The 14,165-nt window shown below is 50.9% G+C and carries 12 protein-coding genes; 6 read left to right on the top strand and 6 right to left on the bottom strand.

Translation table 11 applies throughout. The features are described 5' to 3' along the window. Nucleotides 1-85 precede the first annotated feature (85 nt). Nucleotides 86-331: a hypothetical protein gene (locus C8E01_RS04790; RefSeq protein WP_243409431.1), complete on the top strand. Its 246-nt coding sequence runs from the start codon at nucleotides 86-88 to the stop codon at nucleotides 329-331. A gap of 248 nt (nucleotides 332-579) precedes the next feature. Here the strand turns inward: C8E01_RS04790 and C8E01_RS04785 are convergent, their stop codons facing one another. Then, nucleotides 580-1,767: a proline dehydrogenase family protein gene (locus C8E01_RS04785; protein ID WP_116542209.1), complete on the bottom strand. Its 1,188-nt coding sequence runs from the start codon at nucleotides 1,765-1,767 to the stop codon at nucleotides 580-582. A gap of 173 nt (nucleotides 1,768-1,940) precedes the next feature. Between C8E01_RS04785 and C8E01_RS04780 the strand changes: the two genes are divergently transcribed. The 4 genes from C8E01_RS04780 (at nucleotide 1,941) to C8E01_RS04765 (ending at nucleotide 5,942) form a co-directional block, all read left to right on the top strand. Next, nucleotides 1,941-3,071, top strand: a complete 1,131-nt coding sequence (locus C8E01_RS04780) for a bifunctional 3-deoxy-7-phosphoheptulonate synthase/chorismate mutase type II (protein ID WP_116542208.1) — start codon at nucleotides 1,941-1,943, stop codon at nucleotides 3,069-3,071. A 66-nt stretch (nucleotides 3,072-3,137) separates the two neighbouring features. Continuing rightward, nucleotides 3,138-4,175 carry a 3-dehydroquinate synthase gene (gene aroB / locus C8E01_RS04775; RefSeq protein WP_116542207.1) on the top strand — a complete coding sequence of 346 codons (1,038 nt, stop codon included), beginning with the start codon at nucleotides 3,138-3,140 and terminating at the stop codon, nucleotides 4,173-4,175. After that, nucleotides 4,172-5,401, top strand: coding sequence for a 3-phosphoshikimate 1-carboxyvinyltransferase (locus C8E01_RS04770; RefSeq protein ID WP_116542206.1), 1,230 nt, complete (start codon nucleotides 4,172-4,174; stop codon nucleotides 5,399-5,401). The genes aroB and C8E01_RS04770 overlap by 4 nt, the downstream gene beginning before the upstream one ends. A 13-nt stretch (nucleotides 5,402-5,414) precedes the next feature. Further along, on the top strand, nucleotides 5,415-5,942 hold the full coding sequence (locus tag C8E01_RS04765) for a hypothetical protein (protein WP_116542205.1): 528 nt from the start codon (nucleotides 5,415-5,417) through the stop codon (nucleotides 5,940-5,942). A gap of 14 nt (nucleotides 5,943-5,956) precedes the next feature. Here C8E01_RS04765 and C8E01_RS04760 read toward each other — a convergent pair whose 3' ends face one another. From C8E01_RS04760 to C8E01_RS04740, 5 genes are all read right to left on the bottom strand, one after another. Next, nucleotides 5,957-6,769, bottom strand: a complete 813-nt coding sequence (locus C8E01_RS04760; protein ID WP_243409440.1) for an ABC transporter substrate-binding protein — start codon at nucleotides 6,767-6,769, stop codon at nucleotides 5,957-5,959. A gap of 92 nt (nucleotides 6,770-6,861) precedes the next feature. Next, nucleotides 6,862-7,932, bottom strand: coding sequence for a M42 family metallopeptidase (locus C8E01_RS04755; RefSeq protein WP_116542316.1), 1,071 nt, complete (start codon nucleotides 7,930-7,932; stop codon nucleotides 6,862-6,864). Between the two features lie 96 nt (nucleotides 7,933-8,028). After that, the gene (locus tag C8E01_RS04750; RefSeq protein WP_116542204.1) at nucleotides 8,029-9,588 is read right to left on the bottom strand and encodes an acyl-CoA carboxylase subunit beta; all 1,560 of its coding nucleotides are present in this window, start codon (nucleotides 9,586-9,588) and stop codon (nucleotides 8,029-8,031) included. 141 nt (nucleotides 9,589-9,729) lie between these two features. After that, the gene (locus tag C8E01_RS04745; protein ID WP_116542203.1) at nucleotides 9,730-12,333 is read right to left on the bottom strand and encodes an ATP-dependent Clp protease ATP-binding subunit; all 2,604 of its coding nucleotides are present in this window, start codon (nucleotides 12,331-12,333) and stop codon (nucleotides 9,730-9,732) included. 114 nt (nucleotides 12,334-12,447) lie between these two features. Next, a complete protein-coding gene (locus C8E01_RS04740; protein ID WP_243409430.1) occupies nucleotides 12,448-13,119 on the bottom strand; it encodes a WbqC family protein in 672 nt (223 codons plus the stop codon). Nucleotides 13,120-13,231: 112 nt separating this feature from the next. On the opposite strand from C8E01_RS04740, the gene C8E01_RS04735 reads away from it, so the two are divergent. Further along, the gene (locus tag C8E01_RS04735; RefSeq protein ID WP_243409429.1) at nucleotides 13,232-14,134 is read left to right on the top strand and encodes a lysophospholipid acyltransferase family protein; all 903 of its coding nucleotides are present in this window, start codon (nucleotides 13,232-13,234) and stop codon (nucleotides 14,132-14,134) included. Nucleotides 14,135-14,165: the final 31 nt, after the last annotated feature.

Below are 14,165 nucleotides of genomic sequence, written 5' to 3'. Positions count from 1 at the left end.
AATACGCCAGGCCGCTTTTTGTAACCCAACAAAAAAATATTTTAAAAAAATAAAAAATACCGGGTTACCTATCCGGGTTTCCGGTATGAAGTTCAAATTCGAAACCAAAACACTTAATCACAAACACAAAATGAAAAAATTGTTCAAATTCGCTTTCGTAGCGTTCGCCCTGGTAGCTTTCACAGCTTGCAACACTGAAGAAACTGCAACTGAAACTGAAGCTGTTGAAACTGAAGTAACTACTGAAGAAGAAGTTGTTACTGAAGAAGTTGAAGCAGACACTACTGTTGAAACTACTGTTGAGACTGACACTACTGTAACTGTACAGTAATCAATAGCAGAACTACGGTTTAAACCTTATAGTTCTAAACACATAAGAAGGCCCTGCAGCAATGCAGGGCCTTCTTATTTTTTGTGTGGTTCAATAGACTCAACGCAGGGTTGGGATAATTAAGTATCGCCTTATAGCATTTATAATGCTCATCGAAAGCCTTACACCCCGATACTCGCAAACTTCGAACTCCCGTTTTCACTTGAGTATAAGAGCACTATCTCCTGCAGATACCTGTGAATTGGTTGCTAGCGCCTGGCATTTTTGCGACGCTCCATCTCTTTGCTGATCAGGCCAAACTCGCGGCTGCTTTGCCCGGCAATCGCTGTGTTTTCGTTGGCCCGGCGCAGCAGGTACGGCATCACCGACTCCACCGGTCCGTAAGGCACGTACTTCGCCACATTATAACCGGCATTGGCCAGGTTGTACGACAGGTTGTCGCTCATGCCGAAAAGCTGGGCAAAGAACACGCGCTCGTCGTTTGGCGCTATACCTTTCTCCTCCATCAGTTCCATTAAAAGGTAGCAGCTGGCCTCGTTGTGTGTGCCGGCACAAAGCGATATGCGGTCGATGTGGTCGATGGAGAAGCGGAGACCGTCGTTGTACAGCTTGTCAGACGCCGCCTTGGTCGGGTTGATCGGGCTCGGATAGCCTTGCTCTTCGGCACGCTTGCGCTCTTTTTCCATGTAGGCGCCGCGCACAGGCTTAGCTCCGAGTATGTAGTTTTTGGCGACGGCGTTCTCATGATTACGAATCAGCGCATCCAGACGGTCGTGGCGATAGAGCTGGTAGGTGTTGTAAACGATGGCTTTCTCTTTGTTGTAGAGCTCCATCATGTCGTAGGCCATGTTGTCAATCGTGTCCTGGAACCAGCTTTCCTCGGCATCCACAAACACGCGCACATCAGCCTCGTAACAACGCTGGCAAATGTCCTGCACCCGCTTCAGGCCTCGCGCATAGGCGGCTTGCTCCTCAGCCGTGAGTTTTTCGCCGGCCTGCACTTTCTCCAAAAGCGGCGTGCTCATCAGGCCTGTCACTTTAAACACAGAAAACGGGATGTTCTTGTTGCCACGGGCTTTCTCTACGGTGCGCAGAATCTCGTCGCGGGTATCGTCAAAGCTTTTGTCCACTCCCTCGCCCTCTACCGAGTAATCGAGGATGGTGCCGATGTTATATTTGGCCAGCTCGCGGATGGCACGCTCCGATTCCTCAATCGTTTCGCCTCCGCAGAAGTGGTTGAAAATAGTCGGTTTGATGATAAACTTAACCGGCAGGTGCAGTTTGATCGCTGTGTTGAGCAGATTGCCGCCCAATTTCACAAAGGTGTTGCTGTTCATCGACTTGAACAGCAGGTACATTTTATAGAGTTCAGCGTCTGACTTGGATGAAAAAGCGACAGCTGTATCGTCAAAAGAAACGTTGGTAACCGGGTTCATGTAATAGCGTGTTAATCGGCGCAAAGATAGTGTAAGTGTTAAAGTTATACACCATGGGAGCCTGGTACTTAGGGTATATTTTTGTGCTGTAATTCAGGGCATTCATTCCCTTAGACCAGATATACTGCATAACTGTCGTAATTGTCGTACCTTTGTATGGACAATTGACACGGATGATTTTCAAAAATAAAGACGCTTATTTTCCTGAATTGCTCGCTGAGCGAGGCAGGCCGCTGGTGATTGCGGGACCCTGCAGCGCTGAGAGCGAACAGCAGGTGATGCAAACCGCCGGGGCGCTAAAGAAGCTGCATGTGCACCTGTTCCGGGCGGGCATTTGGAAGCCCCGCTCACGGCCCAATACCTTTGAGGGGGTAGGACTGAAGGGACTGGCATGGCTGGGCCGTGTGAAGCGTGAGCTAGGCATGCGTGTGACGACGGAGGTGGCTACTGGCCGCCATGTGGAGGAAGCCCTGAAGCAAGGTATAGACGTGCTGTGGCTTGGCGCCCGCACCACCGTAAACCCCTTTGCCGTACAGGAAATTGCCGACGCGCTAAGCGGTGTGAACGTTCCTGTAATGGTGAAGAACCCCGTGAACCCGGATCTGGCGCTTTGGATCGGAGCGATCGAGCGCATTTACCAGGCAGGTGTAACCGATCTGGCCGCCATTCACCGCGGTTTCTCCTCGTACCAGCCATCCAAGTACCGCAACGCGCCGGTGTGGCAAATCCCGATCGAGCTGAAAGCGCGTTTCCAGAACCTGCCTGTGATCGTGGACCCGAGTCATATTGGCGGTACCCGTGATTTGATCTATCCCCTGTCGCAGCGAGCGCTTGATATGGGCTGTGATGGTGTGATGATCGAGACACACCCGAACCCGGCAGAAGCCCTGAGCGACGCGGAGCAGCAGGTGACACCTGCCGCCCTGGCTGACATCCTGAGTAAGCTGCAGGTACGCAAAACAAATTACGACGATGCTGAACTGGTGAACCGGGCTGAGGAGTTGCGCCTGAAAATCGATGCCGCTGACCACGATCTGATCGGGGCTTTGGCACAGCGCATGGCCTTGGTGGAGCAGATAGGGGAGTATAAAAAGCAGAACAACGTGCAGGTGCTGCAGCTCGAGCGCTGGAAAGAGATTTTTAGAACCCGTGCCGATTGGGCCGCTGAAGCAGGTATAAACCCCGCTTTTGTGGAAGAACTCTACAAGCTGATCCACGTGGAATCTATCCGCAAGCAGACCAGCATTATGCAAGCCGGAAATCCGGAAACAAAATCTGACACCAAGCCGGAACAGGCATCGTAAGCGTATACCTGAACACCGGTCGATGGCTGGCTTTTTTTTCATTATACCTGATAAAACAAGATCCGCGTGAACGAAAGCATATACATCGGGCGAGCCGTGCTGCCACAACTGAAAGCGGTGCTGCAGAACCTTGCCTTCTCGAAGGTAGCTGTGCTGGTGGACGAAAATACCTTGCACCATTGCTATCCGCAGGTAAAAGCCTACCTGCCTGAGCATGACCTCATTCAGATACAGAGCGGCGAGGCCCATAAAACCCTGCAGACCTGCGAACATATTTGGCAGCGCATGACCGAGCTAAACCTGGACCGCTGGTCGGTGTTGGTGAACCTGGGGGGCGGTGTGATCGGCGACATGGGCGGTTTTTGTGCGGCTACGTTCAAACGCGGGATGTACTTTGTGCAGGTGCCCACTACTCTCTTGGCGCAGGTAGATGCCAGCGTGGGCGGCAAGACAGGTATAGATTTCCACGGACTCAAGAACCACATCGGGGTATACAAAGAGCCTAGGGCTGTCATCATCGATCCGACATTTCTGAATACACTCCCGCAGCGCCAACTCAAGTCAGGCTATGCCGAAATTATTAAACACTGGCTAATTGCCGATGCGGCAGCTTTTGAAGAACAACGCCATATCGGGCTTTTTACTGATGATTGGGACGCGCTGATCCGACACTCAGTAGGTATAAAGTCAGCCGTGGTGGAGGCCGATCCTTTGGAGGGGGGCTACCGGAAAGTGCTCAACTTTGGCCATACTGTGGGCCACGCCGTAGAAAGCTACCTGATGGAGAAGCCCGGTCGCGAACTCTTGCACGGCGAAGCCATTGCCGTCGGAATGCTGTGCGAGGCGTACCTATCCATGAAACACGATTTACTCAACAAGCGGGAGCTGGACCAGATCGAGACTTTTATGGTGTCGATCTATGAAAAGGTGAAGCTGACCGAAGAAGATATCCAAAGCATGGCCAAACTGGCTTTGCAGGACAAAAAAAATACCCATTCTACCATCAACTGTACCCTTTTGCAAGGTATAGGCAAGGCCGTTTGGGACCAGCCTGTTACCTTGGCAGAAATACAGGAATCTTTGCGCTATTACCAGCTACTATGACGAAAACCGTTACCATTTCCCACCCTTCAGGTGTACTGAAGGGTCGTGTACAATTGCCTGCCTCCAAAAGTGAGGCGAACCGTGCGCTGATCATCGCGGCCCTGGCAGGTGGGGAATCTGAATTGCAGAACCTCTCTGAAGCCAACGACACCCAACTCCTGCAAAGGCTCCTGAAAAGTGACTCAGACATCATCAACGCCGAAGACGCGGGTACTGTCATGCGTTTTCTGACAGCCTATTATGCCATAACGGGTCAGCAAAAAACACTTACCGGCACCGAGCGTATGTGCCAGCGACCGATCAAAGTGCTTGTAGAGGCGCTTCAGGAACTGGGCGTAGGTATAGCTTATCTGGGTGAAGAAGGTTATCCGCCTCTCCAGATCAGTGGCTTTAAAGGCAGCGGCAGAAAGCACCTGAAAGTGCGCAGCGACATCAGCAGCCAGTATATTTCAGCTTTGCTGATGGTCGCTCCTTTGCTGCCGGAAGGTTTGGAGCTTGAACTGGAAGGCAAGATCAGTTCACGCCCATACATCGAGATGACCTTGGCCCTGATGCAGGATTTTGGGGTAGAGGCCAGCTTTGAGGGAAATACCATCACAGTGCCGCATCAGAAATACCAGCCCGCCACTTTTGCTGTGGAATCGGATTGGTCGGCGGCCAGTTACTGGTATAGTATGGTGGCCTTGGCCAAAGAGGCGGATATTACCTTGCTCGGGTTACGCGAAAATTCTCACCAGGGCGACAAAGCCATCGTGGATATCATGCGTCGACTGGGCGTGCATACCGAGTTCAAGCCGGAAGGAGTACGTCTCACTAAGAAACATGCTGAGAAAAGAGTGACGTTTGATTTCAGTAACTGTCCGGATCTGGCGCAGACAATTGTGGCATTGTGCGCCGCCTCAGGTATAGCCGTTGAAATGACCGGTTTGGAGAGTCTTCGCATCAAAGAAACGGACCGTATTCAGGCGCTTCAGATCGAGGTGCTGGCTATGGGTGCCTCCCTAGACGAGAGAACACCCGGCGTTTTCCAGATGAACCCAGCCCTAATGATCGATCGGGAGCTGAATTTCAGGACTTACGAAGACCATCGCATGGCCATGGCTTTCGCTCCGATTGCCCTGCTGCAGCCCATACAGATACAGGAGCCAGCGGTGGTGCGCAAGTCCTACCCACGGTTTTGGGAGGATCTGGAGAAAATGGGTTTTGAGGTAAAAGTGAATGAATAATAATGAATGATGAATGGGAGAGCGCTATTTGTATGGTGATGCTGGCCTGATTAAGGGACTCTTGCCACAGTTTGAGCTGATAGAAGAAGCAGAAGGTGGTTGGGCGGCTGTGTATAAGGATGCGTCCACAAAGAGCTTTTGGATGAAATGCTATTCTACAGCGGGCGAGCAGCTTGGGGGTGGCTACGAATTGCTCATCAGGCTCCCGCTTCCGGGCACAGAAAAGTTGATTACGGTTGCTCTCGAAACTTCCCACGAAGATGAAGCAGTTGCAGCGATCATGCGCTTGTTAGACGAAGAAGCGGTGGAAGGCAAAGATTTCCGACATTTGCTTATAGAAAGGCTGGAGCAGCTAAATTTCGACAGCCTGGACGCAGCACAAAAACAGCGGATACGCCAATTCATGACACTGACATCGCTGACCGACCCTACTAACAAGCGCCCCGTAAAAGGCAAAACCTTAGAGCAGTTAGAAGCCGACGCAGTATACTTTGGAGCTGTTTCTGAAAAAGCGCTAAATGTACTGGACAGGCTAAAGTAAGCCCTTGCAGGAAATCAATAGAGCGCTGTTGCCTGTTCTACCTCATCTATCAAGCCTTGCAAGTATGCCAGCGCCTTTAGCAACCGACTGCCATACCAACTGAACATCTCCCCATCTACTATTTTGATTTCCGCCTCCGGGCACATTTCCTGAAACTCGGCAAGGTGCTTTTCCTGAAAAGGGTAGGGCTCCGATGACAGCAAAATCAGTTTTGGAGCGGCAGTTTGTAGTTGCTCCGGCGATACCTCCGGGTAGCGGGGCTGGTCGGCGAGGACATTGTGGAAGCCGCAGCGCTGCAGCAAGTGATCGATGAAGTTATCACTGCCCACCGCCATGTAAGGTTTACGCCAGATAAAGTAAGCGGTAGGTATAGAAGGCTGCAAGGGTTGCAGGTTGTCGAAGCCAGTCGCTATACCTTTAACCAATTTCTGAGCCTTGGCCTCTGTACCCGTCAGCTGACCAACCTGACTGATCATTTCCAAAGCATCTTTTAAGGTAAAGATGTCGCTCATCCATACCGGGTACTTCTCCTGCAGACTAGCTATACCTTCTTCGTAGTTCTCCTCCTTGTTCCCAATAATCAGGTCGGGTTGCAGTTCATCGATCAACTCCAGCTTAAAATTCTTGGTGCCCCCGATCATAGTCTTTTGCTTTACCTTCTCTTTTGGATGGATGCAGAACTTCGTGACGCCAACAATACAATCATCCAGTCCTAAGTCGAAAAGGAGTTCAGTTTGTGAAGGCACCAGCGACACGATGCGCTGCGGCGAGTTCGGCAGCGTAACGGTACGGCTCATCTGGTCGGTGAAGGTATAGGGGAAGCGCATGTTCAAAAGTAAACAATTTGGGATGGCGGTAAAACAAAAAACCACACAAGCCAGTCAGGCGCTGTGTGGTTCTCTAGGGCTAAAAGGGATTTCTATTTCAGGTATCGGAAATCCTGATTGTCCTCAATTTTTAGCAGTGTTTCGTATATCAGTTTCGTTACGTTCTCCACGTCGTCTTTGTGTACGGTCTCTACAGTCGTGTGCATGTACTTCAGCGGCAGGGAGATCAGAGCCGAGGCTACACCCGCATTAGAATAAGCAAACGCATCGGTGTCGGTTCCGGTTGCACGTGAAACGGCAGAGCGCTGGAATGGAATCTCTTTTTCCTGTGCGGTATTGATGATCAGATCGCGCAGGTTGTTTTGTACGGCCGGACCATAGGCAATTACCGGGCCTTTGCCACAGTGGATGTCACCGCTGTTCTTCTTGTCATACATCGGTGACTGCGTATCGTGCGTCACGTCTGTGATAATGGCAACGTTCGGGTTGATGCGGTGCGCGATCATCTCAGCGCCGCGCAGACCAATCTCTTCCTGCACCGAGTTGACAATGTACAGACCGAACGGCAACTTGTGCTTGCGCTCGTGAATCATGCGGGCCACTTCTGCGATCATAAAACCACCCACTCGGTTGTCCAGCGCACGGCCTACGTAGAATTTCTCGTTCATCACCGTGAACTCGTCTTCAAAGGTCGCTACACAGCCTACGTGTATACCCATTTTCTCCACCTCCTCACGGTTACTGGCACCACAATCCAAGAACACGGTTTCAATGGTAGGGGCCTTGTCGTTCTCGACCTTGCGCACGTGTATAGCCGGCCATCCGAAAACAGCCTTCACGATACCTTTGGAGGTATAGATGTTCACTCTTTTTGAAGGAGCGATCAGGGCGTCGGAACCACCATTGCGCTTCAGGTATAGGTAGCCTTCCGGCGTGATGTAGTTTACAAACCAGGAGATCTCATCGGCATGCGCTTCGATCACCACCTTATACTCGGCCTCCGGGTTGATTACACCCACCACTGTGCCGTACGTGTCTACAAAGTAATCTTCAATGTAGGGCTTAATATACTCCAGCCACAGTTTCTGGCCTTCAGACTCAAAGCCAGTAGGAGAGGAGTTATTCAGATATTTTTCTAGAAAATCGAAAGATTCTTTTCTCATCAGGTTTTTCAGTAATGTATACACAATGGTTGTTAAACATAACGAGCATGTACAGCCAGATGTTCTGTAGCTGTACATGCTCGTTATTCAATCCAATTAAAGCGGAATATTTCCGTGCTTCTTGCGTGGCAGTGTCACCGCCTTATTTTCCAACATTTTGAAGGCTTTGATCAGCTTGGCGCGAGTTTCGTTCGGCATGATCACCTCGTCGATGAAGCCACGGTGTGCGGCGCGGTACGGTGTCGCGAACTTGTCTTTGTACTCGTGTACCTTCTCCGCCAGTTTTGCAGCCGGATCTTCGGCTTCAGCGATCTCGCGTTTGAAGATAATCTCGGCAGCGCCCTGTGCACCCATCACCGCAATTTCGGCAGTTGGCCAGGCGTAGTTCATGTCGGCACCGATGTGCTTGGAGTTCATCACATCATAAGCACCACCATAAGCCTTGCGGGTTATCACCGTGATACGCGGTACAGTCGCCTCGCAGAACGCATAGAGCAACTTGGCACCGTTGGTGATGATGCCGCGCCACTCCTGGTCAGTACCCGGGAGGAAGCCCGGCACGTCTTCCAGTACCAGCAAAGGCACGTTGAAGCTGTCGCAGAAGCGCACGAAGCGGGCAGCCTTGGTACTGGCATTGATGTCGAGTACGCCGGCGAGTACGGCAGGCTGGTTGCCTACGATACCGATGCTGCGGCCACCCAGACGGGCGAAACCTACCACGATGTTCTCGCCGAAGTTTTTATGTACTTCAAAGAAAGAATCCGCATCGATGATGCCTTCGATCACCTCACGCATGTCGTAAGGCTGGTTCGGGTTTTCAGGTATAATCGTGTCGAGTACAGCGCGTGTTTCGTCCGCTTTTTCCTCGTAGGGTACCGACGGAGGAAGCTCTTCGCAGTTCTGCGGCACGTAGCTCAACAGCGTTTTGATGTAGTTGATGCACTCCACTTCGTTGGCGCAGGAAAAGTGCGTCACACCGCTCTTAGTGCTGTGTGTGCTGGCACCGCCCAGTTCTTCCGACGTCACGTTCTCGTGCGTTACCGTTTTCACCACGTTTGGTCCAGTCACGAACATGTAGGATGTGTCCTCCACCATCATGATAAAATCGGTGATGGCAGGGGAGTACACCGCACCACCCGCGCATGGTCCCATGATAGCTGAGATCTGAGGTATAACGCCTGATGCGAGTGTGTTGCGGTAGAAAATATCTGCATAGCCACCCAGCGATACCACGCCTTCCTGAATACGGGCTCCACCCGAGTCATTCAGGCCAATCACCGGTGCACCGTTTTTCATGGCCAGTTCCATGATCTTGACGATCTTCTCGGCGTGGGTTTCAGAAAGCGAGCCACCTAAAACGGTGAAGTCCTGCGAGAAAACGTATACCAGTCGGCCGTTGATGGTGCCGTAACCAGTCACCACGCCGTCGCCGAGGTAGTATTGCTTGTCCAGACCAAAGTCCTTGGAGCGGTGCATCACAAACTTGCCGATCTCCTCGAAAGAGTTTTCATCCATTAAAAGGTGAATGCGCTCGCGGGCCGTCAGCTTGCCTTTTTTGTGCTGTGCTTCTATTCTGTCCTGTCCGCCGCCAAGCAAGGCTTCGGCGTTTTTGCGCTCCAGCGTTTCTATCTGGCTCTGTCTGATTTCTCCTGCCATGAAATGGGGTATATCTATTTTATCTGAGACTGATTGATTAATTGTCAAATTTAAAAACTATCAGCCGAAAACAGCTATAAACCAGACAAAAAATAAGGGCTGCCCCACTCGGGACAGCCCTTACACCTTAGGTCTTATACCTTATTTGTCAGATTTCTCACCGTCGCCCGACGACTTGGTTGGCTCGGTCTCTTCCTCTTCTCCGTCGTTGGCCATGCCTTTGTTCTTTTTGCCATTGCCTTTTTTCGACGCGAAAGTAAGTTTCTCTTCGCCTTCCTTATAGTCCACCATCATGGTGTCGCCCTGTGCGATCTCGGCTTTCAGTATCTCCTCCGCAATTGGGTCTTCGATATACTTCTGAATAGCACGGTTCAGCGGACGGGCACCATACTTCGGATCGTAGCCTTTTTCAGCCACAAAGTCCTTAGCTTTGCTGGTGAGCTCGATCTTGTAGCCAAGCGCATCAATACGCTTAAACAGCTTGTTGAGAGACAGCTCGATGATCTTGTGCATGTCCTCACGACCAAGTGAGTTGAACACGATCACGTCATCCAGACGGTTCAGGAACTCTGGCGAGAACGTCTTCTTTAGGGCGCTCGCAATAGTGCCTTTCATGATCTCATCCACGTTATCCTGTTTGGTCTTCGACATGAAACCGATACCGGCACCGAAGTCCTGCAGGTCACGTGCACCGATGTTGGAAGTCATGATGATGATCGTGTTACGGAAGTCCACCTTGCGGCCCAGACCATCCGTCAGAATACCATCGTCCAGCACTTGCAGCAACAGGTTGTACACATCCGGGTGCGCTTTCTCAATCTCGTCAAGCAACACAACGGAGTATGGCTTGCGGCGAATCTTCTCCGTCAGCTGGCCACCTTCTTCGTAACCCACGTAGCCCGGAGGCGCTCCCACCAAGCGAGATACACTGAATTTCTCCATGTACTCACTCATGTCAATACGCACCAATGCGTCGTCTTTATCGAACAGGTAAGTAGCCAGCACTTTGGCAAGCTCCGTTTTACCTACACCAGTAGGGCCCAAGAACACGAATGAACCAATCGGCTTCTTCGGATCTTTCAGGCCAACGCGCGTACGCTGGATGGCTTTCACCAATTGCTTGATGGCTTTTTCCTGACCAATCACTTTACCGCTCAGTTCTTCGGCCATGTTCAACAGCTTCTGGCCTTCGTTCTGTGCGATACGCTTCACCGGTATACCTGTCATCATGGCAATAACCTCTGCCACATTTTCCTCTTTTACCGAATAACGCTTCTTCTTGGTCTCTTCTTCCCAGTTCTTTTTAGCTGTTTCGAGCTGGTCGATGAGTTTTTTCTCTTTGTCGCGTAGCTGGGCAGCCTCTTCGTACTTCTGGCTTTTCACCACGCGGTTTTTCTCTACCTTGATGTTCTCGATCTGCTCTTCGAGCTTCAGGATATCATCTGGCACCACGATGTTGTTGATGTGCACACGAGCACCAGCCTCATCAAGTATGTCGATAGCCTTGTCCGGAAGGAAACGGTCGCTCATATAGCGGTCCGAAAGCTTCACGCAGGCCTCAATTGCCTTGTCGGTATAGTTTACGTGGTGGTGATCCTGGTACTTGTCCTTGATGTTGTGCAGAATCTCCATAGTCTCCTCCGGCGTGGTAGGATCTACCATCACGATCTGGAAACGACGGGCCAAAGCACCATCTTTCTCGATGTACTGGCGGTACTCGTCAAGCGTCGTCGCGCCAATGCATTGGATTTCGCCACGGGCAAGGGCTGGCTTGAACATGTTGGAGGCATCCAGCGAACCGGAAGCGCCACCAGCACCCACGATCGTGTGCAGCTCGTCAATGAACAGGATCACGTCCGGAGATTTCTCGAGCTCGTTCATCACGGCTTTCATACGCTCTTCGAACTGACCACGGTACTTCGTGCCAGCCACCAGTGAGGCCAGATCAAGGGTTACCACACGCTTGTTGAAGAGCACGCGGCTTACTTTCTTCTGCACAATGCGCAGGGCAAGTCCTTCAGCTATAGCTGTTTTACCTACACCAGGTTCACCGATCAGGATCGGGTTGTTTTTCTTACGACGGCTCAGTACCTGGGCCACGCGTTCAATTTCTTTTTCACGGCCCACAATCGGGTCGAGTTTGTCGTCTTCTGCCAGTTTGGTCAGGTCGCGGCCAAAGTTGTCGAGCACCGGGGTACGCGATTTTTCGCCGGGCTTCTTGCTTGAGCTGCTGCCAGCACGGGAAGAAGAGCCAAATAACTTGTCAGAATCATCATTATCGTCTGTGTCAGACGATGCCAATGGATTATTGCTATGATAATCCAGGGAGTCTCTTATCGCTTCGTAGTTCACGTTGAATTTCGCTAGGATTTGTGAAGAAATATTGTCTTCATCCCGGAGGATGGATAATAAGAGATGTTCAGTACCTATTATATCACTCTTGAAGATCTTGGCCTCCAGATAAGTAATTTTAAGCACCTTCTCAGTTTGCTTGGTAAGCGGGATACTGCCGGTAATGTTGCTGTTCTGCGAAGCGGTGTTTCGTGTAGCCTGCTCTAAAGCGTACTTCAGTTCATCTATCGAAACACCCAGCTTCTTAAGCAAGGCGATGGCAGTCCCTTCTCCTTCCCGGATCATGCCCAACACCAGATGCTCAGTGCCAATATAGTCATGTCCGAGACGGATAGCTTCCTCACGGCTGAGTGAGATCACCTCTTTCACTCTGTTCGAGAATTTAGCTTCCATGTATACTCTATAAAAATGTAAAGGTCTAAAATGTTGTAACTCGTTGAGGCTTACAGGAAAAGCCCCTGATTGTTAACAAGCCCAAGTCCGCAAAGGTTTAGTTTTGCCGGGGCATTATTGTAAGTAGGAAAGCGACTTCGGACCCTGTGTAAACAACAAGTCAATTATACTAAGGTCTTGTACAAATTGTTTGCCAAATACTTGTGTATAGGTTTGTACGTACAAGTTGTCAGGAATGATTTTAGGATGTATCCTATTTCTAAGGTCGAGCACCCCCTCCGGTTGCGCTGTCTGATAGCTGTCTGTGAACCCGATTGGCCGATCCAGTTTCAGAAATTTAAGATAAAGCCGCAATAAATCAACGTTCAGGCCGAATAAATATTTCGGCTGCCGCTCATATACTTCCTTTATGTAGTCACTGTAAAATTCAAAATATGGTGCCCGTCCGTAGGCCGCCTGTATCGTGCGCCAATGCACGTTGTACCATTTCTGGCTGTAGTCAATTTCTATTTCGGTGATCGGTGTCTTGTCCTTGCTGTTGCCCCGCAGCACCGGCACGCTCAGCGGCACCATGCCCTGCGCTGTTAGCACATGGCAGCGGTTGCGGTAGCTCTGCTTCACGTAGTTCTCGTGTTTTTCTATCAATATGCCATCCGACTGCAGCGCCTGCGCGAAGAACTGGATGGGCGGGTGGTACATGGTTTCGGTTAGTAACAGCAATATCGTAAAGTTGAATGTTCGTATTTCGTAGCACGACTTTTCGAGACGTCCAGTATTATTGGCCAAGCAATTTCTGAAGGCATCGTGCTACGTGCGTGATCTGAGTCACGAAATAAGCACGATTTCTTTAATTTCATAATGCAGGTATACATTGTACCTTTGCAACTGACTTATACCTGTGAAGAAATTCCCGAACATACCTACGTTGTACTACCCGCTGTGGTGGCTGCTCAAAGGCCTGTCCTTGCTGCCGCTGCCTGTGCTATACCTGCTTTCCGACTTTTTGTTTGTGCTCGTGTATTATATCATTGGCTACCGCAAAAAAGTAGTACTCCAAAACCTGCGCAACTCCTTTCCGGAGAAGTCAGAACATGAGATACAAGGTATAGCCAGGGCCTTTTACCGGCAGTTTCCGGACCTGATCGTGGAGATACTCAAATTGGCCTCGATGGATGCAGCCGAAATGCGCCGCCGCATCGTTTTTTCCAACCAGGAAGTGCTTGATAGATTTGTGGCGCAGGGGAAACCGGTTATTACGATGGGGTCTCACTCCGGCAACTGGGAATGGGTGTTGCCAGCGGGGGCAGTGCAGTACGACTTTCCTGCTGAGGGTATATACCGCCCACTCAAGAATGAGTTCTTCGAGGCGTTTATGCTATACCTGCGTAGCCGGCTCGGTGCCCGCCTGATCAAAATGAAGGATACCATGCGCGACTTTGTGCGGAATAGAAAAGTGCCACGAGTAGTCGCCATGCTTTCAGACCAAACGCCACCCTACGGAGAAATTCAGTTCTGGACCACTTTCCTGCACCAGGATACGCCTTTCTTTGTCGGAGCCGAAAAGCTGGCGCATGCCTTTGGTTGTCCCGTGCTTTTCCTGGATGTGGAGCGCATCAAGCGTGGCCACTATCGCCTTAGGTTCGATGTCCTTTCCGACGGCAGCACCAAACCCGAAGAGGGAGTATTTCCGGTCACCGAGGCCTTCGCCCGCCAACTCGAAGCCTCCATCCGCCGCAACCCTGCCAACTACCTCTGGACGCATAAGCGGTGGAAACACAAGCGACCGCAGGCCGCAAGTTGAGAGTTAAAAGTTATGAGTTAAAACAAAGCGT

Origin of the sequence: Pontibacter virosus, from assembly GCF_003096355.1 — a bacterium.
Lineage (GTDB): Bacteria > Bacteroidota > Bacteroidia > Cytophagales > Hymenobacteraceae > Pontibacter > Pontibacter virosus.
The sequence above is the reverse complement of the archived record's forward strand: the minus strand, read 5'-3'. Positions and strand labels throughout refer to the sequence as shown.

What these genes read in the sequence shown, in the direction of transcription:
- C8E01_RS04790 (WP_243409431.1), top strand. Translation starts at nt 86, where the DNA reads ATGAAGTTCAAATTCGAAACCAAAACACTTAATCACAAACACAAAATG.
- C8E01_RS04785 (WP_116542209.1), bottom strand. Translation starts at nt 1,767, where the DNA reads ATGAACCCGGTTACCAACGTTTCTTTTGACGATACAGCTGTCGCTTTT.
- C8E01_RS04780 (WP_116542208.1), top strand. Translation starts at nt 1,941, where the DNA reads ATGATTTTCAAAAATAAAGACGCTTATTTTCCTGAATTGCTCGCTGAG.
- C8E01_RS04770 (WP_116542206.1), top strand. Translation starts at nt 4,172, where the DNA reads ATGACGAAAACCGTTACCATTTCCCACCCTTCAGGTGTACTGAAGGGT.
- C8E01_RS04765 (WP_116542205.1), top strand. Translation starts at nt 5,415, where the DNA reads ATGGGAGAGCGCTATTTGTATGGTGATGCTGGCCTGATTAAGGGACTC.
- C8E01_RS04760 (WP_243409440.1), bottom strand. Translation starts at nt 6,769, where the DNA reads ATGCGCTTCCCCTATACCTTCACCGACCAGATGAGCCGTACCGTTACG.
- C8E01_RS04755 (WP_116542316.1), bottom strand. Translation starts at nt 7,932, where the DNA reads ATGAGAAAAGAATCTTTCGATTTTCTAGAAAAATATCTGAATAACTCC.
- C8E01_RS04750 (WP_116542204.1), bottom strand. Translation starts at nt 9,588, where the DNA reads ATGGCAGGAGAAATCAGACAGAGCCAGATAGAAACGCTGGAGCGCAAA.
- C8E01_RS04745 (WP_116542203.1), bottom strand. Translation starts at nt 12,333, where the DNA reads ATGGAAGCTAAATTCTCGAACAGAGTGAAAGAGGTGATCTCACTCAGC.